The 25,744-nt window shown below is 67.5% G+C and carries 15 protein-coding genes; all 15 read left to right on the top strand.

Annotation, left to right across the window (positions count from 1 at the left end; all coding sequences use genetic code 11):
- Nucleotides 1-191 precede the first annotated feature (191 nt).
- The 15 genes from MRBLWO13_RS07105 to MRBLWO13_RS07175 all read left to right on the top strand — a co-directional run bounded on the left by MRBLWO13_RS07105 (nucleotide 192) and on the right by MRBLWO13_RS07175 (nucleotide 25,729).
- On the top strand, nucleotides 192-2,912 hold the full coding sequence (locus tag MRBLWO13_RS07105; protein WP_341977390.1) for a LamG-like jellyroll fold domain-containing protein: 2,721 nt from the start codon (nucleotides 192-194) through the stop codon (nucleotides 2,910-2,912).
- 46 nt (nucleotides 2,913-2,958) lie between these two features.
- Nucleotides 2,959-7,092, top strand: a complete 4,134-nt coding sequence (locus MRBLWO13_RS07110) for a beta-L-arabinofuranosidase domain-containing protein (RefSeq protein WP_341977392.1) — start codon at nucleotides 2,959-2,961, stop codon at nucleotides 7,090-7,092.
- Nucleotides 7,093-7,295: 203 nt separating this feature from the next.
- Nucleotides 7,296-7,940 carry a hypothetical protein gene (locus tag MRBLWO13_RS07115; RefSeq protein ID WP_341977394.1) on the top strand — a complete coding sequence of 215 codons (645 nt, stop codon included), beginning with the start codon at nucleotides 7,296-7,298 and terminating at the stop codon, nucleotides 7,938-7,940.
- 67 nt (nucleotides 7,941-8,007) lie between these two features.
- Nucleotides 8,008-9,060, top strand: coding sequence for a DUF916 domain-containing protein (locus MRBLWO13_RS07120; RefSeq protein ID WP_341977396.1), 1,053 nt, complete (start codon nucleotides 8,008-8,010; stop codon nucleotides 9,058-9,060).
- Nucleotides 9,057-9,320 carry an LPXTG cell wall anchor domain-containing protein gene (locus MRBLWO13_RS07125; protein ID WP_341977398.1) on the top strand — a complete coding sequence of 88 codons (264 nt, stop codon included), beginning with the start codon at nucleotides 9,057-9,059 and terminating at the stop codon, nucleotides 9,318-9,320. The genes MRBLWO13_RS07120 and MRBLWO13_RS07125 overlap by 4 nt, the downstream gene beginning before the upstream one ends.
- A 38-nt stretch (nucleotides 9,321-9,358) precedes the next feature.
- The gene (locus MRBLWO13_RS07130; protein WP_341977400.1) at nucleotides 9,359-11,533 is read left to right on the top strand and encodes a family 43 glycosylhydrolase; all 2,175 of its coding nucleotides are present in this window, start codon (nucleotides 9,359-9,361) and stop codon (nucleotides 11,531-11,533) included.
- 45 nt (nucleotides 11,534-11,578) lie between these two features.
- On the top strand, nucleotides 11,579-14,245 hold the full coding sequence (locus MRBLWO13_RS07135) for an immunoglobulin-like domain-containing protein (protein ID WP_341977401.1): 2,667 nt from the start codon (nucleotides 11,579-11,581) through the stop codon (nucleotides 14,243-14,245).
- 132 nt (nucleotides 14,246-14,377) lie between these two features.
- Entirely contained in the window at nucleotides 14,378-15,397 is a 1,020-nt protein-coding gene (locus tag MRBLWO13_RS07140; protein ID WP_341977403.1) for a LacI family DNA-binding transcriptional regulator, read from the top strand.
- Nucleotides 15,398-15,509: 112 nt separating this feature from the next.
- Nucleotides 15,510-18,050, top strand: coding sequence for a glycoside hydrolase family 43 protein (locus MRBLWO13_RS07145; protein WP_341977405.1), 2,541 nt, complete (start codon nucleotides 15,510-15,512; stop codon nucleotides 18,048-18,050).
- 36 nt (nucleotides 18,051-18,086) lie between these two features.
- Nucleotides 18,087-19,190: a LacI family DNA-binding transcriptional regulator gene (locus MRBLWO13_RS07150; protein ID WP_341977407.1), complete on the top strand. Its 1,104-nt coding sequence runs from the start codon at nucleotides 18,087-18,089 to the stop codon at nucleotides 19,188-19,190.
- A complete protein-coding gene (locus MRBLWO13_RS07155) occupies nucleotides 19,190-20,734 on the top strand; it encodes a sugar ABC transporter ATP-binding protein (protein WP_341977410.1) in 1,545 nt (514 codons plus the stop codon). Before MRBLWO13_RS07150 ends, MRBLWO13_RS07155 begins: the two co-directional genes overlap by 1 nt.
- 190 nt (nucleotides 20,735-20,924) lie before the next feature.
- Nucleotides 20,925-21,923 carry a substrate-binding domain-containing protein gene (locus MRBLWO13_RS07160; RefSeq protein WP_341977413.1) on the top strand — a complete coding sequence of 333 codons (999 nt, stop codon included), beginning with the start codon at nucleotides 20,925-20,927 and terminating at the stop codon, nucleotides 21,921-21,923.
- Between the two features lie 88 nt (nucleotides 21,924-22,011).
- Nucleotides 22,012-23,619 (top strand): sugar ABC transporter ATP-binding protein, encoded by a 1,608-nt coding sequence (locus MRBLWO13_RS07165; protein ID WP_341977415.1) that lies wholly within the window; start codon nucleotides 22,012-22,014, stop codon nucleotides 23,617-23,619.
- The gene (locus tag MRBLWO13_RS07170; RefSeq protein ID WP_341977417.1) at nucleotides 23,616-24,695 is read left to right on the top strand and encodes an ABC transporter permease; all 1,080 of its coding nucleotides are present in this window, start codon (nucleotides 23,616-23,618) and stop codon (nucleotides 24,693-24,695) included. Before MRBLWO13_RS07165 ends, MRBLWO13_RS07170 begins: the two co-directional genes overlap by 4 nt.
- Entirely contained in the window at nucleotides 24,692-25,729 is a 1,038-nt protein-coding gene (locus MRBLWO13_RS07175; protein WP_102194521.1) for a sugar ABC transporter permease, read from the top strand. The genes MRBLWO13_RS07170 and MRBLWO13_RS07175 overlap by 4 nt, the downstream gene beginning before the upstream one ends.
- Nucleotides 25,730-25,744 lie beyond the last annotated feature (15 nt).

The raw sequence follows: 25,744 nt of genomic DNA on the forward strand, positions 1-25,744 counted from the left end.
CCGCACGTGGTCGGGTCGTGCGATCCAATGCCCGGGGTACGTGAATGTTACCGGACACAATGGCGGAAACATAGGAGTTTCTCGTGACGCGAAGGTTGCCGAAACAAACCCTCGCGAGACGCGACCGTGCTGTGCTACGGTTCCTGGTTACCGGTAACAGTGAGTGTTGCCGCCACAACCAGGAGTCCTCGATGGCGAAGTCCCCTTCTCTCTGTGCCCGTCCGGCGCGACGACGCTTTCCGCTGTCTCTGCGGGGCGCCGGTGCGCTCGCACTCGCCGCGGTCATCGCCCCGGGACTGATCGGTCCGACGAGCGCGTCCGGTGCCGAGATCACGGCCCCGCGCACCGGACTCGTCGCCGAGTACCTGTTCTCGCAGGAGGCCGGAACCGCCGTCCCGAACACCGCAGGCAGCGCCGTCGGCGCCGCCACGGTCGTCAACGGCACGGATGCGCACTGGACCGGATCGTCTCTCGTGCTCACCGGCGGGGACAAGGGCGGCACCGGCGACTGGGTGCGGCTGCCCGACAGCCTGCTCGCCGGCGAGGAATCGGCCACGATCACGGTCGAGACGAAGTTCGATGCGTCGATGGCATCCGCCTGGCACTTCCTCTGGAACATCGGCAGCGAGGGCACCTCGGCATACTGGTTCGCCTCGCTGAAGGACACCGCGCGCACCGCGATCACCACCGGCGGCGGCGGCGCAGAGGTGAACGCGCGCGGCCCCGCGCCGCTCACCCCTGACCGCTGGTACAGCGTGACCAGCGTGATCGACGGCGCCGCCGACGTCATCACCTTCTACGTCGACGGCGTGCGCGCGGGCAGCGCCCCGACGACGCTCACGCCCGGCTCCATCGCCGCGCAGACCATGAACACCATCGGCCGTGCGCCGTACCCCGACCCGCTCTACAAGGGCGAGGTCGCCGCATTCCGGGTGTACGACCGGGCCCTGAGTCAGGAAGAGGTCGCAGACGTGTCGATCGCAGACGCCGTAGCGCACGCAGACGAGATGGAGGCAGCGGCGCAGACCGCGGTGGACGCGCTCGCCCCGGTCACCATCGACGACGCGCATGTCACGCTGCCGGGATCGACTTCCGCGGCCGTCACCTGGACGTCGTCGAGCGACGACATCGTGATCGGCGCCGACGGCCGCTCGGCCACCGTGACGCAGCCGGCGGCAGGGTCCGCGCCCGTGGAGACCACCCTCACCGCGACCGCGACGGTGCGCGGAGTCGCTGCGACGAGAGAGATCCCCGTGACGATCCAGCCCGCGGCGACCGAAGCAGACGACTACGGATACCTCATGGTGCACTTCATCGAGGATGCCGACGGATACGCCGAGAAGATCTACCTCGACGTCTCGCGCGGTGACGACCCCGAGAAGTGGGACCCGCTCAACAGCGGCAAGCCGATCCTCGCCTCGCAGCTCGGGACGACCGGCGTGCGTGATCCGTTCCTGACGCGCAACCCCGAGACCGGCCGGTACTACATCATCGCCACTGACCTGCGGGTGTTCGGCGGTGACGGCGGCTCCGGCTCGTGCACCAGCTGGTGCCACTGGACGACGAAGGGCAGCACCGACCTGGTCGTCTGGGAATCCGACGACCTGGTGAACTGGGGCGAGCCGCGCACGTTCGACACGGCGCTGGACAGCAGCGGCGCCCAGGTGGCCGAGCTCGGCATGGCCTGGGCACCCGAGGCGCTGTGGGTCGACGACTACCACCCGGACGGTCGGGGCGCGTTCGTCATGTACTGGTCGTCGAATGTGTACCCGGATGCTTCGCACACCGGTCCGAGCCACAACCGGGTTCTGTGGGGTGCCACCACCGACTTCTCCCAGGAGACCTATTCGTACGGCGGTGACTTCGTCAACACCGGCGCCAACACGATCGACACGACGATGATCCAGGACGACGGCACGACCTACCGCGTCACCAAGGACAACGGCCTGGGCAAGGGCATCTACATGGAGTCCACCACGGCCGAGCGGTGGTGGGAGCAGGGCACCTCCTGGACGACCCTGCAGACCGAGATCGGCGCGGCATGGGCGGGCGGAAACGCCGGCGGAGTCGAGGGGCCCGCCGTCTTCAAGAGCCACAGCGACGAGAAGTGGTACCTGTACGTCGACGTGATCCCGAGCACCGGATATCGGCCCATGGTCACAACGGATCTCGATGCCGGGTGGACGCAGCTGAACGACCCCTCGTTCTCGATGGCCCCGCACACCAAGCACGGCGGCATCGTCTCGCTGACCAAGGGCGAGTACGACCGGGTGCGAGCCGCGGATGCCGTCTCCGTCGTCACGGCGGATCTCGGGGTGGTCGAGGTCGAGGCGGGCGCCGGTACCGGCGACCTCGTCGCCGCGCTTCCGCAGGAGGCCGACATCACACTCGCCTACGGCCGAGGCGCGGCTTCGCAGCCGGTCTCGTGGGACACCTCGTCCGTCGACCTGTCCGCACCGGGAGCCTACGAGGTCACCGGAATCGTGCAGACGCTCGGCGCCAACCTCGACTCGTGGACCGGCGCCGGCGGCTCGACCGCCTGGAACGCCCCCGATCGTGTGCTCGCTCGCAGCGGGGCGCTCACGGTCACCGCGCAGGTCACCGTGACGGATGCCGCCACGCCGACCATCACCGCGACCGCGATCACCCGTTGCGTCGCCGGCAAGGTCGTGCTCGTCACCGAGGTCGAGAACGCCGGGACGACGCCGGTCTCACTGACCGTCACCACGGCGTTCGGTGTGACGGATGCCGGAACCCTCGCCGCAGGGAAGTCCGTCAGTCGCAGCACGAGCACCCGCCTGGCCGCGGTCGAATCCGGTGAGGTCACGGTGACCGCATCCGCCCTGATCGACGGAGCGGTTCGCACCACCACTGCCGTCGCCGAGTACGCCGCGCGAACCTGCGCTCGCTGATCCGTCAGCCGCCCGAACTGTCATCACCCACCTGAGGAGCGTCAGCATGTCACGGAGAACCCGCGTCGCGGCATCCGCCACCATCGCATGCCTGGTCGGCGGTGCTCTCGTCGTCGGCTCCGCACCCGCCGCGGTCGCCGCAGAGGAGATCAGCATCGAATCGTCCAAAGTCCTCGAGCTCGGTTTCGACGGTGCCCTGACCGACACCAGCCCGCGCGGAGCCGCCATCGGCCTGCAGAAGGGATCGGCGGTGTATGCGGCCGGCATCCGCGGGCAGGCATTCGCGTTCGACGGTTCCACCGCGCTGCGCCTCGGCACCGACGCCTACCTGCAGCCGCAGGACCTGACCGTCTCGTTCTGGTACAACCCGAGTGCGCCGATGACTGGCGAGCAGGTGTTCTCCTGGAACAAAGCCGCCTACAACTCCGACGGCTGGTATCTCACCAGCGAGAACGACACCGCCCCGCTCGCGCTGTCGATCGGACCGTCGTCGGGTCAGCCTTACAAGGTCGCGGTCGAGGGCACCCGCTCGACGTTCTTCCCAGCCGGCACGTGGACGCACATCGTCGCCACCTACGACCACCAGAGCAAAGCGGTTACGTTCTACCGCAACGGCGTGCGGCAGGTGTCCTCGGTCAAGTACCCGGTCAGTGCCGCCGCGAGCGGTGTGCTGGGCTCCGAGAGCACCACCGTGAAGACGATCGGCTACAACGGACCGCAGTACAACGGTTCGCACCTGAAGGGCCTGCTCGATGACTACGCGGTCTACGACGGCGTGGCCACGATCGACGATGTCGTCGCGCTCACGCAGCGCGGTACCGCCGATTTCGACCCCGCCACTGTCGCCGGCGCCGACATCGCAGCGCTGACGCTGCCCGCCACGGTCAGTGTCGACTTCCCGCTGCCGATCGAGGGCGCGAGCGGCAGCGCCGTCGCGTGGTCTTCGTCGGACACCGATCTCATCGAGGTCGACGGCGCGACCGCGCACGTCACCGTTCCGGCTGAGGGGGAGGGCACAGCCACTCTCACGGCCTCGGCCACGTATGGTGCGAGTGCGCCTGCCACCCGGGAGTTCGCGGTGACCGTCACACCGCCGGCCGGCGCATCGGAGTACCTGCTCGATGCGGGGCTCGAGAACCTGGCTGTCACCGACGAGTATCTGGGGAACGCGAACGGTCAGACGATCGACTATCTGCTCAGCCTCGATCCGGAGAAGTTCCTGTACGGCTGGTATCAGCAGGCGGGGCTCACCCCGACCACGGCCTCCGGCTATGGCGGCTGGGAGCGGACCAGCGGCACCCGGTTCTCCGGCCACTTCTTCGGCCACTATCTGTCGGCGCTCGCCCAGGCCTACGCGACGACGACGGATGCCGAGGTCAAGGCGCAGCTTCTGGCCAAGCTCACCGCGGGTGTCGAAGGACTCAAGCGATGCCAGGACGCGTGGGCGGCCGCGCACCCCGAGAGCGCCGGTTTCATGGCGCCCTTCCCGATCAGCGCCCTCCCCAGCGGTCAGGACGGATTGCTCGTGCCGTTCTATAACCTGCACAAGGTGCTCGCCGGGCTCATCGACGCACACCAGTACGCCCCCGAGGCTCTCGCCGACGATGCGCTGTCCGTGGCATCCGGATTCGGCACCTGGGTGCGCGACTACGCCGCGTCTCTCCCCAACCCCGCCACGATCCTGAACACCGAGTACGGCGGAATGAACGAGGCCCTATACGAACTGTACGAACTCACCCGCGACCCGGCGCACAAGCGGGCGGCGGAGTACTTCGACGAGGTCGCACTGTTCCAGAAGCTCGCGAACGGGCAGGACGTCCTGAACGGCCTGCATGCGAACACGACGATCCCGAAGCTGATCGGCGCGCTGAAGCGATACACCCTCTTCACGAGCGATGCCGGGCTCTATGAGACGCTGAGCGACGCCGAGAAGGCGGCTCTGCCGATGTATCTCGCTGCGGCGAAGAACTTCTGGCAGATCGTCGTCGACGACCACACCTACGCCAACGGTGCGAACAGCCAGTCCGAGCATTTCCACGGGGCGGACAGTCTGTACGCGTACGCCACCAACGGGGTGACCACCGGCTACGGCGAGAACTCCACCGCCGAAGGGTGCAACGAGTACAACATGCTCAAGCTCACCCATGCGCTGTTCGCCGTGGAGCCGCAACTGAAGTACGCCGACTACTACGAATCGACGTTCATCAACACGATCCTCGCTTCACAGAACCCCGAGACCGGGATGGTCACATACTTCCAGCCGCAGACCGCCGGCTACGCCAAGGTCTTCGGCACTCCGCTCGACCAGTTCTGGTGCGACCACGGCACCGGCATCGAGAGCTTCACGAAGCTCGGCGATTCGATGTACTTCACCGACTCAGACGGCGTGTGGCTGAACCAGTTCTACAGCTCCGAGTTCCGCGATCCGGCGCATAACCTGCGCGTGACGCAGGCCGCGAACGTACCGGCAGATCCGCTGGTGAGCATCTCCATCGACGCGCTCGACGGCACCACCGTCGCCGAGGGAACGCTGCTGCGCCTGCGCGTGCCGTCGTGGGCGGCATCCGCTCCCACGCTCACGGTGAACGGCACTCCAACCGAGATCGCCCCTGTCGACGGCTACATCACGCTGGAAGTGGCGGCCGGAGACGAGCTCGCGTACACGCTCCCGGCGCAGGTCACGGTGGATGACGGCACCGAGAATGCCAACTGGGTCGCATTCAAGTACGGGCCGGTGCTGCTGGGCACCGAGCTCAGCCGTGCGAACGTCGAAGCGAGCTACACGGCAGGGGTGCTCGTGCAGATGGGCGTGGCCGACAAGTCACTGAACGCGAACGTCGTCGTCGATGACGCGCCCGCATGGAAGGCCGCCGTCGCACAGAACGTCGAACGCCTCGCCGACGGCGTGAACGCGAACGGCCGCACCACGATGCGCTTCGCCCTTCACGGCGTCGACCCGGCGGCATCCGCCCTCACCTTCGAGCCGTACTACAGCCTCTACGGCGCGCGCTACGCGACCTACATGACGCTCGTGCAGCCGGACTCGGCCGAGGCGCAGGCGCTGATCCTGAGGGAGAAACAACAGCTGCGCATCGACGAGACGACGATCGACGCGCTGACGTCATTCGACAACAACAACAGTGAGGCCGACAAGAACCACCGCTACAACAAGTCGTCGGTCGGTGTCTTCAATGGTCAGCCGTACCGCGACGGACAACGCGCGGCCGACGCCTTCTTCCAATACGACATGATCGTCGATCCCGCACTGCCGGCGAACCACCTGGGCGTCCGCTACTACGGCGGCGACGTGGGGCGCACGTTCGACGTCTACCTCAACGACGTCCTGCTCAAGCACGAGCGGATCACCGACGCGCACGGCGCGCAGGACTGGTACATCCAGTACGACAGGATCCCGCAGGAGGTGCTCGACGGCATCGTGGCGAAGGACAGCTACAAGCGCGATCAGAACGGCCAGTATGTGCTGGATGCCGAAGGGCAGCGCATCCCGATCGTCACCGTGCGCTTCCAGAGCAACGGGACGAGTTTCGTCGGCGGCGTCTTCGGGGTGTACACCTCGGCGGTCGACCACTATGCGACGGATGCCGAGCTCTCGGCCCTCGCGGTCGACGGCGGAGCCCTCAGCCCTGCGCTCACCGCGGGGGTGGTTGACTACACGGTCACCGTGCCGGTGGGGGCGACCGAGGTGGCGCTGACGCTGACGCCGGCCGTTCCGAGCGGGCTCGTCCACGTCGACGGGATCCTGATCGACGACACCCTGCCGCGTACGGTGGCGGTGGCGCCGGGGGAGGCACCCACGGTCGTCGCGGTGAAGGCGACCGCACAGGACCACGTCACGACCGCCGAGTACTCGATCCGCATCGTGCGCGAGTCCGAACTCGAGGTGACATCCGACGCCTCGGTGCGCTGTGTCGCCGGCAAGGCCGTGCTCGTGGTCAAGGTGCGCAACGGTGCGGACGCCCCGGTGAACGCCGTGATCATGTCCGCGTTCGGCAGCGCCCGGTTGCGGGTCGGTGCGGGCGGGAGCGCTTCGACGTCGATCGCCACCCGTCAGCCGGCGATCGCGGCCGGCGAGGTCGTGGTCGAGGCGTCAGCGGAGGTCGGTGGCCGACTGATCGTGACACGGACGACCGTGAGCCATCTCGCCGCGACCTGCCGCTGAACGGACGCTTGACGGATGGATGGAGGTTACCTAATCTAACTTTGTTCCCGCTAACATTGGGGCGGGAGCGTGGTCCACAGACGGAACACGAAAAGGCGACGATGCCGACCGAGGTCGCATGCGAAGCCTGAGAAGCGAACCGACAGCCTGGGGCTGATCGCTGATTCGGCACGGCAGACGCCGACCGAGGAATTGGAGTAACCATGAAGATCACCAAGGGAACCGCGGCACGTTGCGCCGCAGGCATCCTCGGCGGAGTGCTGCTGGCGGGCGTCGGAAGCGCCGCCTTCGCGGCGTGGCCGGACGAGGAAGACAGCTCGGGCGTCGACGTCAAGGTCGACATCGCCCCGGTGGCGGGCGGCGCACTGAGCCTGACCGTCGACGGCACCGAATCCGTGCTGACCGAGACGGGGTCGACGGCCTCGTACCGCCAGTTCACCGGCACCCTGCCGAACGTGACGGTGACGGATACCCGCACCGACGTGCCCGCCGGCGTGTACTGGTACGTCACGGGTCAGGCCGGTGACTTCACTGGAGCCGCCGGACAGCCGAGCATCACGCCCGACCACCTCGGGTGGACCCCGGCCCTGGTGACTACGGGCAACGGCGAGGTCACCGCCGGCGATGCCGTCGCCACCTCGAAGGATGACCCGACGCCGCCGGTGCCGAACAACGTAGGACTCGTCGGCCAGGAGATGCTGCAGCTCGCGCTCGACTCTGCCGAGGCGCAGGCCGCGGCCGGACAGTGGACGGCGAATGCCGGCCTCGTCCTGAAGACCGACGTGAACGTCGCTCCGGGCAGCTACACGTCGTTGCTGACGCTGTCGCTCTTCGAAGACACGTTCTGAGCACCATTCCGACGAGGGGCTGGGTCCGGGTGACCGGCCCAGCCCCCATCACCTGATCAGGACTCCCGTGAACTCTGTGCGATTCCGTTCGCTGCTGGTGAGTGCGCTGGCCGCTCTCACTCTGCTCGGTGCACCCGCCGTGGCGGCTGCTGCCGAAGGCGACGCGCCGATCTCGTGGTCGGTGACCCCGGCTGACGAGTCCGGGCCGGACGGTCGCGTGTTCGTGGAGCACGCCATCGACCCCGGTGAGACCGTCGACGATCACCTGGCGGTGCGCAACCTCGGTGCCGAGCAGGTCACCTTCCGCCTTTCCGCCGCTGACGGCTTCTACAACGCGAACGGCCGGTTCGACATGCTCCGCTCCGATGAGGAGTCGGTGGCGGCCGGAACCTGGATCACGCTGCCGGAAAGCGTCACCGTCGCACCCGGGGCGACAGCGGTGGTTCCGTTCTCCCTGACGGTCCCCGAGGATGCGGAGCCGGGTGACCATGCTGCCGGCATCACCGCGTCTGTGGTCTCCGGGTCGAACGGCGAGGGCACCGGAGTCGGCGTGGAGAGCCGCGTCGGGTTCAAGGTGATGACTCAGGTCACCGGCCCGCTGAAGCCGGCGTTCTCCGTCGAGAAGATGCAGACCGACTATCTGCTCTCCTGGAACCCGTTCCGACCCGGTGACATCGCGACGACGTTCACCGTGGTCAACACGGGCAACACCCGGCTGATGGTCGAGGGCGCGCTAGACGTCGCCGGTCAGACGATCGTCTTCCCCGCCGAGGGGGAGCGTCGCAGCGAGCTCCTGCCGGGCGAGGAGAGGTCGTACGCGCTAGCGGTCGATGACGTGTGGCCGCTTTTCGGCTTCCCCGCCGACCTCACCGTCGCACCGGTGGTGTCGTCATCCGCCGAAGAGACAACTGTCGTCACTGCCGCGACCACCACGCAGTTCCTCTGGGCCATGCCGTGGCCGCATCTCCTGGTCATCCTGGGTGTCGGACTTCTCCTGGTCGCGCTGCTGTGGAACCGCATCCGTTCGCGTCGGCGATTGGACGGCCTCATCGAGAAGGCCGTGGAGCGCGGCCGTGAGCAGGCGCTCAGAGAATCCTCCGTCCAGACGGAGAGCGTATGAATCCGTTCGCGATCGCGGCCCTGGAGCGCGAGGGCGGTGAACTCGCAGACGGAACGGTCGGCGTCTACATCCATGTCGAGATCCTCCCGCGCACGTGCCTCGAATCCTGCGTCGGACTCCCGGCGACGGGCGGCGAGGTGCCAGCGGTTCTGCTGGCCATCGGCCTCGTGCTGATCGTCGTCGGCGTCGCATTCCTGGCGATCAGGAATGTTCGCCGTCGCATCCGGACTGACCAGGCAACCTCGGGCGCCATCCTCTGATCCTCACCCCGGCGGCTGCCGGATACCCAGGAAGTGCAATGATGCAGACTTTCACCAGACGGACCATCGCGGGTCTCACCGCGCTCACGCTCGGCCTCGCAGGTGCTCTGATCGTGACGCAGCCCGCCCTCGCAGCCGCACAACCGGAGCCCATCGCCGAATACGACTTCGACGACGGCACGCTTGCGGACTCGATCGGCGGAGCCGACCTCACCGCGAGCGGCACGGCCGTCGTCACCACCGACGCGGAGAAGGGCAAGGCGTTGCGGCTGGACGGTACAACCGACGGCTTCGCCGCGTTCCCGGCCGGGTTCTTCGACGGGCGCAGCACCATGACGGTGTCGATGGACGTGAAGTCCGAGAAGACCAGCGGCAACTTCTTCACGTTCGCGATTGGTGCGGATGCGAACAAGTACCACTTCCTTCGGGTGCGCGGGGCCGATGTGCGCAGCGCGATCACGCAGAACTCGTGGCAGAACGAGTCCGCAGTGACCGGCACCGTGTCGAGCGGGCAGTGGCACAAGATCGATGTCGTCTTCGACGGCACCGCCATGACGGTGTACGCCGACGGTGTGAAACTCGGTGAGAACGCCGCGCTGGGCACGACGGTGGAACAACTGGGTACCGACCTCGCCGGATACCTCGGCAAGTCGTTCTACGCGGGTGACGAGTACTTCAAGGGCTGGTTCGACGACGTGCGCATCTACGACCGGGCGCTGTCGGCCACCGAGGTGCTGGGGAACGCCGGCGTGACGGATCAGCTCATCGATGTCTCGCTCACCGACCCCGCAACGCTCAAGCTGGCTCCGATCGTGAACGCGACAGCGCACACGGTCGTGCTCCCGGTGGTGAAGGGAACGGACGTGACCGCGCTCGCACCGACGTTCGGCGCGGCCGACGGCGTCACGGTTTCGCCGGTATCCGGCACCGTCGTCGATCTGAGCGCTCCGGTGACCTACACGCTCACCGCCGCAGGTGGCGCGACCGCGACCTGGACGATCGAGGCGCGAGTGGTGAACAGCCCGGTGCTGCCCGGTCTCTACGCAGACCCCAACATCGCGGTGTTCGGCGACACCTACTTCATCTACGCGACCTCTGACGGTTACGCCGGGTGGGGAGGCAAGGACTTCTACGTGTGGAGCTCGAAGGACCTGGTGGACTGGGTCCGCTCCGATCAGCCCTTCCTGTCGCTCGACGGCGCGAACGGCAACGTGCCGTGGGCCACGGGCAACGCGTGGGCGCCGACCATCATCGAGCGTGCGGGGAAGTACTACTTCTATTTCAGCGGTCACAACGAGAGCCTGAATCGCAAGACGATCGGGGTCGCCGTCGCGGACAGCCCGTACGGGCCGTTCATTGCGGAGCCGAGCGCGATGATCCTCAACAACGAGACCGTCACCTCGGGTCAGGCCATCGACCCGGCCGCCTTCCACGACCCGGTGACCGGCAAGTGGTACCTGGGCTGGGGGAACGGATCACCGGTGCTCGCTGAGCTCGGCGACGACATGGTCTCGATCAAGCCGGGCAGCTACCAGCGGATCACCGGGCTGACCGACTTCCGTGAAGGGGTCTTCTTCAACCATCGCAACGGGCTGTACCACCTCACCTACGCGATCGACGACACCGGCTCGGAGAACTACCGCGTCGGGTACGCCACGGCGACGAGCATGAACGGGCCGTGGACCTATCGCGGAGTGATCCTGCAGAAGAACCTGGGCCTCGGCATCAAGGGCCCCGGTCACAGCTCGATCATCAACGTCCCCGGCACGGATGACTGGTACATCGCCTATCACCGGTTCGCGATTCACGGCGGCAACGGCAACAACCGCGAGACGACCATCGACAGGCTTGAGTTCGGGGCCGACGGTCTGATGAAGCCGGTCGTTCCGACGCTCGAGAGCGTGCCGGCGCAGATCGTGGAGCAGCCGCCGACGGGGCCCGATGTCGAGGTCGCGCTCATCACGCGCTGCACCGCCGGCAAGGTCACGCTCGTCGTTACGACCTGGAACAGGGACGATGCTGCGGTGAGCGTGGAGATCAGCACGCCGCATGGCACGAAGACCGTCGCGGAGGTAATGCCGGACAGGTCGTCTTCGCTGGCGATCTCCACGAGGCTCGCGTCGATCGATGCGGGCTCCGCCACCGTGGTGGCGACAGGCGAATCGGGCACGACCGAGATCACCGAGTCCTACTCCGCCCGCGCCTGCGGCTGAATCACTGACACACACACCGATGCACGAAAGAACGAAGGGGTTCTCATGATGAGTTCTGAACAGACGCGCAGCCGCGGCCGGCGCGTGATCGCGGGCGCACTGGGCGTGGTGCTGGTGGGGGGTCTGTCACTCACCGTCCCGGCGGCGGCGAATGCGGCACCGGTCCGTGCCGCAGGAGCCGACGAACCGGCGTCACTCGTGGCGCTGTACGACTTCTCGGAGGAGAGCGGCACGATCGCGCACGATGCGAGCACGCACGGCAACGACGCCACGGTGGTCGGCGGTGACGCCTGGAACAGCGGATACATGCAGTTCACCGGCGCCAACCACGTGAAGATGCCGAACGACCTGCTGGCCGGACGCAGCGCGGCGACGATCGTCATCGAGACCTCGCCGCAGGCGCTCACCGGCGCGAAGTTCCTGTGGAACATCGGCGGCACCGCCGGCCCGTCGAGCGGTCAGGGCCAGTTCTTCATCCAGCCGGTCGCACCCCGCGTCGCGATCACCAAGACGAACTGGTCCGGTGAGCAGACGGTCACGTCGCCGACGAAGCTCGTCGAAGGGCAGTGGCAGTCGGTCGCCGCGACCATCGCGAAGAACCCCGACGGCACCACGTCGACCCTGCGGCTGTTCATCGACGGAGCGCAGGTGGCCGAGAAGACCGACTCGAGCGTCAACCTCACCGACCTGCTGACGCACACCGTCAATTACATCGGCAAGAGCGCCTACCCCGCAGACACCCTGTATCAGGGCAAGGTCTCGACGTTCCGGGTGTACGAGGAGGCACTGCCGGCGGCGACGCTGACCGAGATCGCAGCGACGGATGCCGCGAGCGCCGCGACCGAGACGGTCGCAGCGATCGATCTCGCCGCCGTGAACGCGCAGAGTCTCGACGCCGTGGAGACGAACCTCACGCTGCCCACCGCCGGCGGCGTCACGTGGACCTCGTCGGAGCCCGGCATCGTCGCCGCCGACGGCACCGTGACGCAGCCGGAGTCCGACACGGGCGTGACCCTTACGGCGGTCTCCGCCGTGCGCGGAGTGCAGAGCACGCCTCGCACCTTCCCGGTCACTGTGCTCAGGGATCCCGCGGCCTCGGACAAGGCCCAGCGCGACCTCGATGCGATCAGCATCGCGGGCACCGACGACATCCGCTCGAACTTCGCGCTGCCCGCATCCGGATCCCGCTACGGCTCCGCGCTGACCTGGCAGAGCTCCTCTCCTTCGATCGTCGATGTGGCCGGCACCGCGCAGACCGCACCCGGAATCGTGACGCGTCCCGAGGGCGGCGACGCCAAGGTCATGCTGACCGTCACCGCGACGATCGATGGCGAGACCGCCACCCGCGAAATCGCGCTCGTGGTTCGTGCGGCCTACGACATGCCCGCGACGACCGACTACATCTTCGCCCACTTCACCGGTACGGAGGGCTCTGCGTCCGACGAGCAGATCTACTTCGCCACCAGCCGCGACGCCAAGGTCTTTACCGACACCCGCCCTGCAGGCGCCCCGGTGCTGTCGACCGAACGCAACGCCGGAGAGGGCGAGGGCGGCGTGCGCGACCCGTTCCTGGTGCGCTCGCCGGAGGGCGACCGGTTCTACCTGATCGCGACCGACCTGAGCATCTACCACCGCGGCGGCTGGGGCAACGCCCATGCCACCGAGGACGGCTCGACCGAGCTCGTGATCTGGGAATCCACCGACCTCGTGAACTGGAGCGAGCCGCGTCTCTCGGACGTCGCCGGCGAGATCCCGAACGCCGGGATGGCCTGGGCGCCCGAAGCGATCTGGGATGAGGTCACGGGTCAGTACTACGTGTATTGGGCGACCCGCGCCGACGGGAACACCGCATTCGGGGACAGCGTCGACATCTACCTCTCGACCACGCGGGACTTCCGTACCTTCTCGACTCCGGTCAAGTGGATCGACCGCGAGCATTCCATCATCGACACCACGGTGATCAAGGTGGGTGACTGGTACTACCGTGCCTCGGGCGACGGTGAGATCACGATCGAGCGATCGAAGAACCTCGCCGCGACCACGGCGTCGGCTCTGCCGGCCGCCACGGGCACCGATCAGCAGTGGGTGCTCGTCGGGACGCTGCAGTCGATCCTGCAGGGCAGCGGCACCTGCGCCGTCGGCACGAACTACACCGGCGCCTGCCTCGAGGGTCCGGAGTTCTTCCAGTACAACGACGACGATCGTGCCGGCGCGCAACAGCTCTACGGGCTGCTCGCCGACCAGTACGCGACCGGTCGCGGTTATGTGCCCTTCCGGACGACCGACCTCGCCTCCACGTCGAACACAGTGTGGAGCAAGGCGAGCGACGTCAACCTCGGTGCGATCAAGAAGCGTCACGGCGGCATCGTGCCGATCACCGCGGCGGAGTACCAGCGCGTGATGTTCCATTACGCCGGAGTCGGCGCCGATCCCGACCTGAAACTGAGCTCGGCGGTCACCACGCGCTGCGTCGCCGGCAAGGTGGCCCTCGCCGTCTCGGTCACGAACGACGACAGCCGGGCGGCCGATGTCGTCATCACAACCCCTTTCGGCGACAAGACGGTCAAGGCCCTGCAGGCGGGTAAGACAGTGACGCAGACCGTGTCGACCAGGCAGAGCGCGATCGCGGCGGCATCCATCGCCGTGCAGGGCACCGCGAGTGACGCCTCGTACTCCGCAAGCACCTTCTACGAGACCCGCACCTGCGGCTGACGGGAGGCCGGAACAGAGTAGCGCCGCACCGCATCGAGCCGCGCTGGGCGAATCGCCCCAGCGCGGCTCGGCGCGCCCTTCCCCGCCGCCCGGGTAGTCTTGCGATGTTCGCGGTCGCGGGGAGGGGGAGGCATGAGCAGTGGTTCGGCGCCCTCAGGCGACTCGGCACGTCCGAGCATCTACGACGTCGCGGATCGCGCCGGCGTCTCGCACATGACCGTGTCGCGCGTGCTCAACGGCCACCCCAACATCCGGGAATCGACCAGGCATCGCGTCATGGATGCGATCGAGCAACTGAACTACACCCGCAGCTCGATCGCCCGCGCCCTCGCGACCCGCAGGTCGATGCGGATCGGCGCGATCGTCGACAACCCCGAGCAGTTCGGTCCGAACAGCACTCTTCGAGCAGTCGAGACCGCGGCGCGCGCTGAGGGGTACGCGGTCAGCGCGTTCTCGGTCGTCGATGCCGAGGCCGGCGGCATCGATGCCGGGGTGCTGGAGCTCGTCACCCAGGGCATCGATGCGCTGTGCGTGATCGCACCGCGTGCTTCGTCTCTGGATGCGGTGCGGCTCGCGACCGTCCCCACGCTCGTGGTGAAGGAAGAGCCGGATGACCGCATGCACACGGTCGCGGTCGACCAGCGAGCCGGTGCGACGGCCGCGGTGCGGCACCTCATCGACCTCGGGCACCGGGTGATCCTGCACGTCGCCGGTCCGCAGGACTGGCTCGATGCCAAGGCGCGGACCGAGGCATGGCGGAGCTGCCTCGAACAGGACGGGCTTGAGGTGCGCGACCTCGCCATCGGCGACTGGTCATCCGACTCCGGGTACGAGTTCGGGCGGACGCTCGAACTGGGCGACGCCACCGCCGTGTTCGTCGCGAACGACCAGATGGCGCTCGGCTTCATCCATGGACTCGCCGAGCGCGGCCTCCGGGTGCCCGAAGACATCAGCGTCGTCGGCTTCGACGACCTCCCCGACGCCCGCCACTATCTGCCGCCGTTGACCACTGTGCGGCAGGACTTCGCCGCGCTCGGACGACTGGTGATGCGCGAGCTGCTGATCGCGATCGACGGCGGCGAATCGGATCTGCGCGAGCTCATCCAGCCCGAGCTCGTTGTGCGTGCCTCGTCGGCGCCGCCGCGCGCCTGAGCACCGCACGCGAGCGCTGTCAAGGCTTTTCGAAACCGTTGCTCCTCGTTTTCTGATACCGGTAACATCCGAGCTGTCGGCGTCTCGCGCCGCATCTCGAAGAGGAGACCGCATGAAGAAGATCATCGACGGCGCCAGGACGGCGCCGCATACCGGACGGGCGCGAGGCAGGTCGATCCGACTCGCCACGGCGCTGGTGGGCGCCGCCGCACTCGTCGCATCGCCGATGGCGGCGTTCGGCAGCAGCGCGGTGTACACCGCACCTGCCGGCATCGTCGAGAGCGGCGTGCTCTCCGGCATCGTGCCGGCAGCCGGCGCCGTCGTGACGGCCGTGGCCGACCCGCCGGCCGTACCGGGGAACCTGCTGCCGGATGGCCGCTTCGTCAGCGACTTCGCCGGTTGGAGCGCTCCGCGCGGGGGAACGCTGGCATTGAGCGAGGATGCCGCGAGCGGTGCGCACTCATTGCAGGCGACGGCCCGCGCGAACACCCAGTCCGGTCCCTTCGCCAGTGTCACCGGCAAGATCGAGCTCGGCGCCGTGTACCGGTTGACCGGAAAGCTGAAGTTCGACGAGGGCAACGCCACGCAGCAGTTCAACTTCACGTTCTGCCCGGCGAACTTCAACGGCTGCGCCGACTATGGCCAGACTTTCACCAAGGGTGAGTGGGGCAGCTTCTCGCGGGAGTTCACCGCCGAGGCGAAGCACGTCGCCGCGGACTGGCTCTTCGTCGAGACGCCGTGGGGCTCCAGCGCGCTGCAGGCGTTCAGCGTCGACGAGGTCTCTCTCATCAAGATCGCCGACGCGCCGGAAGGGCCCGACTTCGCAGGCCTGGAGAACGTGCAGACCAAGCCGATCGGCGACCACAACCCGCTGGTCGGCCACAAGTTCGGCGCCGATCCGCACCACCTCGTCTACGACGGTCGCCTGTACATCTACTCGACGGACGACACGCAGCAGTACGACCTGAACAGCAAGGACGCGAACGGACTGCCGACGCAGTCCAATGGCTACGGCGGGATCACCCGGCTGAACGTGATGTCCACCAGTGACATGGTCAACTGGGTCGATCACGGCACGGTTCCCGTCGCGCGTGAAGGCGGCGCGGCGCCGTGGAGCCGGAACTCCTGGGCACCGGCCGCGATCGAGAAGGACGGCAAGGTCTACCTGTACTTCTGCGACAGCGGAACAGGAACGGCCGTGGTCGTCGGCGGTTCGCCGCTCGGGCCGTGGGAGGACCCGCTCGGGAAGAAGATCATCCCGGACACCGTGTCGCCCGAGTACATCGCCGGCGGCGGATTCCCGGCCGGGATGTGGCTGTTCGACCCCGAGGTGTTCATCGACGACGACGGACAGGGCTACCTGTACTTCGGCGGCAACTCGCAGATCGGCACCTCACCAAACGTGCAGGGACCGCAGAACCCGAAGTCGACCAGAGTGGTCAAGCTGAAGGACGACATGGTCACCCTCGACGGCGACCCGGTCGAGATCGACGGGCCCGGGATGTTCGAGGCCTCGAGCATGTTCAAGCACGACGGCAAGTACTACTACTCGTACTCGTCGAACTTCCAGGTCAACGAGGTGCCGGGGGCGTACCCGTCGCGGGGCGCGATCGCGTACATGATGACCGATGACCCGATGGATCTCACGGCCGCACAGTACGCGGGCGTGGCATTCCAGAACCCCTCGACCTTCTTCGGCGCAGGCAACGGGGGCAACAACCACTCCGACATGTTCGACTACAAGGGCGGCACGTACTTCACCTACCACGCCCAAACCAGGGGTGCGGCATGGGCGGCGGCGCTGGGAACGCCGGGTGCGACTCAGGGTTACCGCTCCGTGCACATCGACAAGCTCGAGTTCAACGCGGACGGCACGATCAAGCCGGTCACCGGAACCCGGGCCGGCGTCGAGCAGGTCGAGAGCTTCGATCCGTATCGCACCTTCGAGGCCGAGACCCTGGCGTGGCAGCGCGGAATCAGCACGGCGAAGACGGATGCCGCCTCGGTGGAGTTCCCGAAGCACAACGGCGGCGGCAACATGATGCTTTCCGCCATCGATGACGGGGACTTCGCCGGAATCGCCGGAGTCGACTTCGGGGCAGGCGCCGCGACGGTCTCGGCCACGGTGAAGCCGCTCGTCGCCGGCGGCAGCATCCAGGTGCGCCTGGATGACGTCGACGGTCCGGTCATCGCCGAGATCCCTGTCGGCGGCACCGTCGGTGAGTGGACGAGTGTGCAGGCGGCCGTGACGGGAGCCACCGGAGAGCATGACGTGTTCTTCGTGTTCGCCGGTCCGGAGGGTGCCGAAGCGACGGCCGATCTCGTCGAAGTGGACAACTGGTCCTTCACGGCCGCCGCGTCGCTGGAGTTCTCGGTCGAGGTGACCACGCGCTGCGTCGCGGGCAAGAACCTGACCCAGACCGTACGGGTGGTGAACGAGGATGCGGTGGGGATCGCTTTCACCGCGGTGTCCGACTTCGGGCGTCGTGATCTCGGCACGGTGCTGCCGGATGCCGGAAAGTCTGCCGCGATCAACACCCGCGCGGCGACCATCCCGGCCGGCGAGGTGACGGTCGAGGCCACGGCCACGGTCGGCGGCGAACAGGTGCAGGTGCAGCGGCAGGTCGACACCGAGGCGGCCGCATGCGGCTGATGCTCTGACGCTCTGACGTGCAGAAGGATCCGGGCAATGCCCGGGTCCTTCTGCGCATCGATTGCGCCGCCGGAGCTGTTCTCGGTAACATCATCGAAGGCGGGGCCGACGGAGGTGCGCATGGTGAACGTCGGCTCGGACAAGCCCAATATCCGCCAGGTGGCGGTGATCGCCGGCGTCTCGCACATGACCGTCTCGCGGGTGCTGAACGATCACCCGAACATCAAACCGGACACCAAACGGCGCGTGCTCGAGGCCATCGAAGAGCTCGACTACCGTCCCAACCTCGTTGCCCGCGCGCTTGCGACTCAGCGCACCAGGCGCATCGGCGTCATCATCGAGAGTCCGGTGGCCTTCGGTCCGACCAGCATCCTCCGGGCCGTCGAACTCGCCGCCAGGGCCGCCGGGTACTCGGTCACAGCGGTCGCGCTGCACGAGGGCGATGCGCTCACCCCGCAGGATGCCGTCGACAACCTCGTCACGCAGGGCGTCGACGCGCTGTGCGTGATTGCGCCGCGATCGTCGTCGGTGGCCGCGTTGCGCAGGATCTCGCTCAGCGTGCCGATGCTCGTGGTGAAGGCGGATGCCGACCCCACGTTCCTGACGGTATCGATCGACCAGCACGCCGGCACGACGCTCGTCGTCGACCACCTCGTCTCGCTCGGGCATCGCGACATCCTGCACCTCGCCGGCCCCCTGGATTGGCTGGACGCTCGGGCCAGAGAACGCGCCTTCCACTCCAGGGCGAAGTCCTGGGGTATCCGGGAGCGACCGATCGTGGTCGGCGATTGGACCGCCGACTTCGCCTACGACTTCGCCATGGGACTGAACCGCCTCCCCGACTACACCGCGATCTTCGTGGCCAACGACGACATGGCGATCGGGCTGATCCACGGACTGCATGACAAGGGATTCGAGGTGCCGAAGGACCTCAGCATCGTCGGCTTCGATGATGTGCCGCTGGCGCGCCACTTCCTGCCGCCGCTGACGACCGTGCGCCAGGACTTCCACGCGCTGGGCGGCGCCGTCGTCGAGATGCTCCGCGCTGCGATGGAGGAGCGCGAGATCCCGCCGCTGACCCGCATCCCGACCGAACTCGTGCCGCGGGCGTCGTCTGCCGCGCCGCGGGAGGTGCGCTGATGGCGCTCCCCGACCCGCAGCCGCTGGTCGAGCTCGAAGGAATCACCGTGGATTTCCCCGGGGTGCGCGCTCTCGACGATGTCGACTTCCGGCTGTTCCCCGGCGAGGTGCACGCGCTGATGGGTGAGAACGGCGCAGGCAAGTCCACGCTGATCGCCGTCCTCACCGGTACCTGCGCACCGGTGACCGGAACGGTCAGCGTCGCCGGTGAGCAGCGCCGCTTCGCGGGTGTGGCCGATGCCCGTGCCGCGGGGATCGCGACCGTCTTCCAGGAGACGCAGCTGAGCCCGAACCTGAGTGTCGGTGAGAACGTCATGCTGGGGCGCGAGCGCCGCGGCATGTTCGGCATCGACTGGCGCCGGACGAGAGCGGATGCGGCTGCCGCACTGGCACGGCTCGGTCTCGACGACCTCGACCCGAAGACTCCGTTGTCGATGCTCTCGCCGGCGCAGAAACAGCTCGTGGCGCTTGCGCGCGCCGTCGTCGATGACCCCCGGGTGCTGGTGCTTGACGAACCCACCTCGAGCCTCGATCAGGCCGAAGTCGCCATCCTGATGCGCGTGATCCGGGGCCTTCGGGAACGCGGGGTCGCGATCCTGTTCGTCTCGCACTTCCTCGAACAGGCCTTCGCGATCAGCGATCGGATGACGGTGCTGCGCGGCGGGCGCTGGATCGGAGAGCACGCGACCCGCGACCTCGAGCGCGCCGACCTCATCTCGCAGATGCTCGGCAAGGACATCGAGAGCCTGCGAGCGCTGAAGTCGGAGCGCAAGGCCCACCACTACGCCTCGGACGCCACACCCGTGCTGCAGGCGACGGATCTGGGACGCCGCGGCGAACTGGACCGGATGGATGTGGAGGTGCAGCGCGGCGAGATCGTCGGCCTCGCGGGGCTGCGCGGCTCCGGGCGGACCGAGCTGGCCTCCCTGCTGAGCGGATCCGTCCGGGCGGACAGCGGCGAGATATGGGTCGACGGCGCGAAAGTCGACATGCGCAGTCCCTCGACGGCGCTGCGGCACCGCATCGCGATGACCGCCGAGAGCCGCCGCACGCAGGGGCTGATCGGCGAGCTCACGGCGCGCGAGAACATCGTGCTCTCTCTGCAGGCGCTGCGTGGCTGGTCGCGACCATTGTCGCCGTCGGAAGCTGCGACGCTGATCGACACCTACGTGGAGGCGTTGCACCTGGACCCCGCCGACCTCGATCGGCCGGTGAAGCTGCTCTCCGGTGGTACCCAGCAGAAGGTTCTGCTGGCCCGCGCCCTCGCGGTGCGCCCGCACGTGCTGATCCTCGACGAGCCGACGCGCGGCATCGACATCGCCGCGAAGCTCGACATCCAGCGCCGGATCACACAGCTCGCCGGCGACGGCGTGGCGGTGGTGTTCATCTCCTCCGAACTCGAAGAGGTCGTGCGCTTGAGCGATCGCATCATCGTGCTGAAGGACCGGGAGAAGATCGGCGAGCTGAGCAACGGCCCCGGGGTGACCGTCGACACGGTCGTCGAGATGATCGCCGCAGACAGGGGGTCGACCGACGAATCGTGACCGGACTGTGACCGGTAACGAGAACGCGGCCGCGACTTTGAAAGAACTTTGCGAGAAATGTTGTGTTCCACGAATTGTTCCCGGTAACATCGCCGCAGGGCGCTCGACCAGGCGTCCTGCAATCACGCAGGGGACCACGTCGGTCCGCACGCTTGCCGGGGGAGAACCCCGGCCTCTCAAGGAGGAGAACATGTCCGTGAACACGCGCATCCGCACCGCACTGGGGCTGGCCGCAGTCGGCGCGCTCGCATTGGGTCTTGCCGCTTGCTCGACCGCGGCCCCGGAAGAGGGCAACGGAGGCGGCTCCGGTGAGCTGACCACCGTCGGCTTCGTCGCCGTCGGCCCCGAGGGAGCATGGCGCGAGGCGAACGAGCAGAACATCCAGGACACCTTCACCGAGGACGCCGGATACGAGCTCAAGTACGCACCAGCCACCAACCTCGACCAGAAGTCGCAGATCGACGCATTCACGTCTTTCGTCGACGAGGGCGTCGACGTCATCCTGCTGTCCGCCACCGAGGCGTCCGGCTGGGAGGACTCGCTCAAGCGTGCGCAGGAGGCCGAGATCCCGGTCATCCTGCTCGACCGCGGCATCGAGCCCGATGACGACAGCCTCTACGTCACCCGCATCGCCCCCGACAACGTCGAGGTCGCCAAGGAGGTCGGCGCCTGGGCTGCAGCCACCTTCCCCGATGGCGGCAACTACGTCGTCCTCGAGGGCCCGGCCGGCGTCGGCGTCGTCAACGAGCGCAACAAGGGCTTCGACGAGGGCCTCGGAGACACGAAGCTGACCAAGCTCGACGCGCAGACCGCGAACTGGTCTGCCGAAGAGGGCAAGAGCGTCTTCGAAACGATGCTGAAGGCCAACAGCAACAACATCCAGCTCGTGTTCGCCCAGAACGACGAGATGGGCCTCGGCGCGGCTCAGGCAGCTGAAGAGGCGGGCCTGGTCGTGGGCAAGGACGTCAAGATCGCCACGATCGACGGCACCAAGAACGCCATGACGGCGCTCGCCGACGGCCAGCTCAGCTACGTGCACGAGTACAACCCGCTGTTCGGGGAGACCGCCCTCGAGGTTGTCGAGAAGGCTCTCGCAGGCGAGAAGGTCGATTCCTACATCGTCGTCCCGAGCGAGGAGTTCGACTCGGCCGAGGCGGCCAAGGCCGTCCTGGCGGACCGCAAGTACTGATCACTCCGCCGGAGCGATCCGGCGACCGGCCCGGGTGGCGGCGCGTCCGCCACCCGGGCAACACCATCTTCGAAACTGAGAGTCAGCGATGAACGAAGAACTCCCCATCGTCGAGATGCGCGGGATCTCCATCGAGTTCCCCGGCGTCAAAGCCCTCGACGGCGTCGACTTCCGGCTTTTCCAGGGCGAGGTCCACGCGCTCATGGGCGAGAACGGCGCCGGCAAGTCGACCCTGATCAAGGCGCTCACCGGTGTGTACCGGATCGGTGCCGGCTCGATCGTCGTCGCCGGCGGCGAACGAAGCTTCGCGGGCACGGCAGATGCGCAGGAGGCCGGCATCTCGACGGTCTACCAGGAGGTCAACCTCGCGCCGAACCTGTCGATCGGCGAGAACGTGATGCTCGGACACGAGATCCGCGGCCCGTTCGGCATCAACTGGCGTGCGACCCACCGCGCGGCGACCGAGGCCCTCACGCGTCTCGGTCTCGAGCACCTCGACACGCACAAGCCGCTCTCGACGCTCTCGATCGCCCTTCAGCAACTCGTCGCGATCAGCCGCGCGATGGCGATCAAGGCCAAGGTGCTGATCCTCGACGAGCCCACCTCGAGCCTCGACGCCGCCGAGGTCGAAGGCCTCTTCACCGTCATGCGGACCCTGCGCGATCAGGGCGTCGCCATCCTCTTCGTCTCGCACTTCCTCGACCAGATCTACGCGATCAGCGACCGGCTCACGGTGCTGCGCAACGGACGGTACGAGGGCGAGTACCTCACGCGCGATCTCGATCGGCATGCGCTCATCTCGACGATGATCGGCAAGGACCTCGACACCCTCAAGTCGCTGGGCGGCAACCGCCGCCGCGCACCGCGCGAAGCGGGAGAGAAGCCGGTGCTCTCGGCATCCGGCATCGCCCGCCGCGGTGCTGTCGAAGCGACGGACCTCGAGATCCGCCCGGGAGAGGTGGTCGGCTTCGCCGGCCTGCTCGGCTCGGGCCGGACCGAGCTCGCCCGGCTCCTCTACGGTGCCGACCGCCCCGACGAGGGCACGATCACGGTCAAGGGCGCGAAGGCCGATCTGAAATCGCCTGCCGAAGCGCTCGCCCGGCGCATCGCGTTCTCCACCGAGAACCGCCGCGACGAGGGCATCATCGGCGATCTCACCGTTCGCGAGAACATCATCCTCGCCGTCCAGGCCGAACGCGGCTGGGCGCGGCCCATGTCGCGCAAGGAGCAGGACGCGATCGTCGAAAAGTACATCGCTGAACTCAACGTGCGCCCGGCCGACCCGGAACGCATGATCAAGAACCTCTCCGGCGGCAACCAGCAGAAGGTGCTGCTCGGTCGCTGGCTCGCCACGAAGCCCGAGCTATTGATCCTCGACGAGCCCACCAGAGGAATCGACGTGGGCGCGAAGGCCGAGATCCAGGAGGCCGTCGCGATGCTCGCCGAGGAAGGCGTGGCCGTCGTGTTCATCTCCTCCGAACTCGAGGAGGTCGTGCGCCTCTCCGAGCGCATCGTCGTCCTCAAGGACCATCGCAAGATCGGCGAGATCCAGAACGGCCCGGACATCACCGCGCAGGAGATCGTCGACGTGATCGCCGCCCACGGGGTGGATGCGGCCGCTGAGACCCTCGAGGAGACCGACGGCGCGGCACCCGATACGATCGCCCACATCACCGAGAAGGAGGAGGCGCGATGACCGCCGCATCTCGCACGTCGCTCTGGCGTGAACTCATCCACAAGCCGTTCTTCTGGGGGATCGTCGCGATCCTCGCGCTGCTCGCGCTGAACGTGGTGAAGGACCCCGCGTACCTCGCGATGTCAGTCAACCCCAACAACGGCAACCTCGTCGGAAACCTCATCGACATCCTGCGCCAGGCGGCGCCGATCATGATGATCGCGATCGGGATGTCGCTGGTCATCGCCACCGGCGGCATCGACCTCTCGGTCGGATCGCTGATGGCCGTCGCCGGTGCCGTGTCGATGGAGTTCCTCAACGCCGCCGGCGACTCTGGCTCGGTGGGGGTCGCATTCGCCGCCGCCGGTCTCGCGCTGCTGATCACCGCCATCCTGGGCGCCGTCAACGGTGTGCTGGTGGCGTACGTCGGACTGCAACCCTTCATCGCCACGCTCGTGCTGATGCTCGCCGGTCGCGGAATCGCGAAGGTGATCACCGGCGGGCAGAACACCGCGGCATCCAGTGATCCGTTCCGGTGGATCTCGAACGGGTACCTGATCGGCATCCCCGTGGTGTTCATCCTCGCCGTGCTGATCGTCATCCTCGTCGGCTGGGTCGTGCGCCGCAGCGCGCTCGGTCTGATGATCGAAGCGATCGGCATCAACCCCAAGGCCAGCCGGATGGCGGGCATCAAGCCCAAGGGCCTGCTGCTGACCACCTACATCCTGAGTGGCATCCTCGCCGGGATCGCCGGCATCATGTCGGTCGGCAGTGTGATGACCGTCGACATCTCCCGCACCGGCTACCAGCTGGAGCTCGACGCGATCCTCGCGGTCGTGATCGGCGGAGCATCCTTGGCCGGCGGAAAGTTCTCGCTCAGCGGGGCATTCGTCGGCGCCCTGCTCATCGCGACCCTCGACAAGACCGTGCTGTTCCTGGGCGTCTCCTCGTCGGCGACACCCGCGTTCAAGGCGATCGTGATCGTCGTGCTCTGCCTGCTGCAGTCCGAGCGCGTTCGCAGCTGGTTCCGCACGCGTCGGCGGGAGAAACCGGCAGCATCAGAGCTGAAGACCATGAAAGAGGAGGTGCAGGCATGACCGCCCTGACCGCGGCACGCGTGCGCGACGAACCTGTGGCCATCCTGGACCGGGTGCGCCGGATGATCCAGGCGAACCCTTCTGTCCTGCCGACGATCGCCTCCGTCGTGATCTTCGTCGGCATGGTCGTCTACGGCGAGGTGGCCTATGGGCGCATCCTCCAGGCGAGCACCCTGTCGAACCTGCTCATCAACAACGCGCACCTGATCGTGCTCGCCGTGGCTCTGACGTTCGTCATCATCACCGGCGGCATCGACCTGTCCGTGGGCTCGATCATCGCGTTCTCCTCGGTGGCCGGCGTGATGCTGGCCAACGCAGGGTGGAACGCGATCGCGGTGATGGTCGTGATGGTCGGCATCGGCGCGCTCTTCGGCGTGGTGTCCGGCGTGCTGATCCGGTACTTCAACGTGCAGCCGTTCATCGCCACGCTGGCGATGATGTTCCTCGGGCGCGGCCTGGCATCGCTGCTGAGCACCAAGCCGGAGCGTCTCGGCGAGGACTCCCCGATCCGTTGGATCGGCGTCCAGCTCAAGGTGGTCGACGGCCCGAAGGTGAACGACCTGGTGATCACGCCGGCCGTCATCATCGCGGTCATCGTCGTCCTCGCAGCGTTCTTCGTCCTGCACCGCACCCGCACCGGGCGCACGGTCTACGCGATCGGCGGCTCCGAGAGCTCCGCCCTGCTGATGGGCCTGTCGGTGCAGCGCACCAAGGTTCTCGTCTACGTCATCAGCGGCGCCCTCGCCGGTCTCGCCGCCGTCCTCTACACGGCCCGCCTCGGCACGGCGCAGAACATCACGGGCATCGGCTGGGAGCTCGACGCGATCGCCGCGGCGGTCATCGGCGGCACGCTGCTGACCGGCGCCTACGGCTACGTGCTCGGCTCGGTCATCGGCGCGCTGGTCCTCGGGCTCATGAACGTGCTGATCACGCGCGACGGCGGGATCCCCCCGGAGATGACGACGATCATCACGGGCGGCATCCTGCTCGTCTTCGTGCTGCTGCAGCGCGCGGTGACGCGCAAGAAGGAGTAGCGCAGACAGCGAAAG

Origin of the sequence: Microbacterium sp. LWO13-1.2, assembly GCF_038397725.1 — a bacterium.
Taxonomy (GTDB): Bacteria; Actinomycetota; Actinomycetes; order Actinomycetales; family Microbacteriaceae; genus Microbacterium.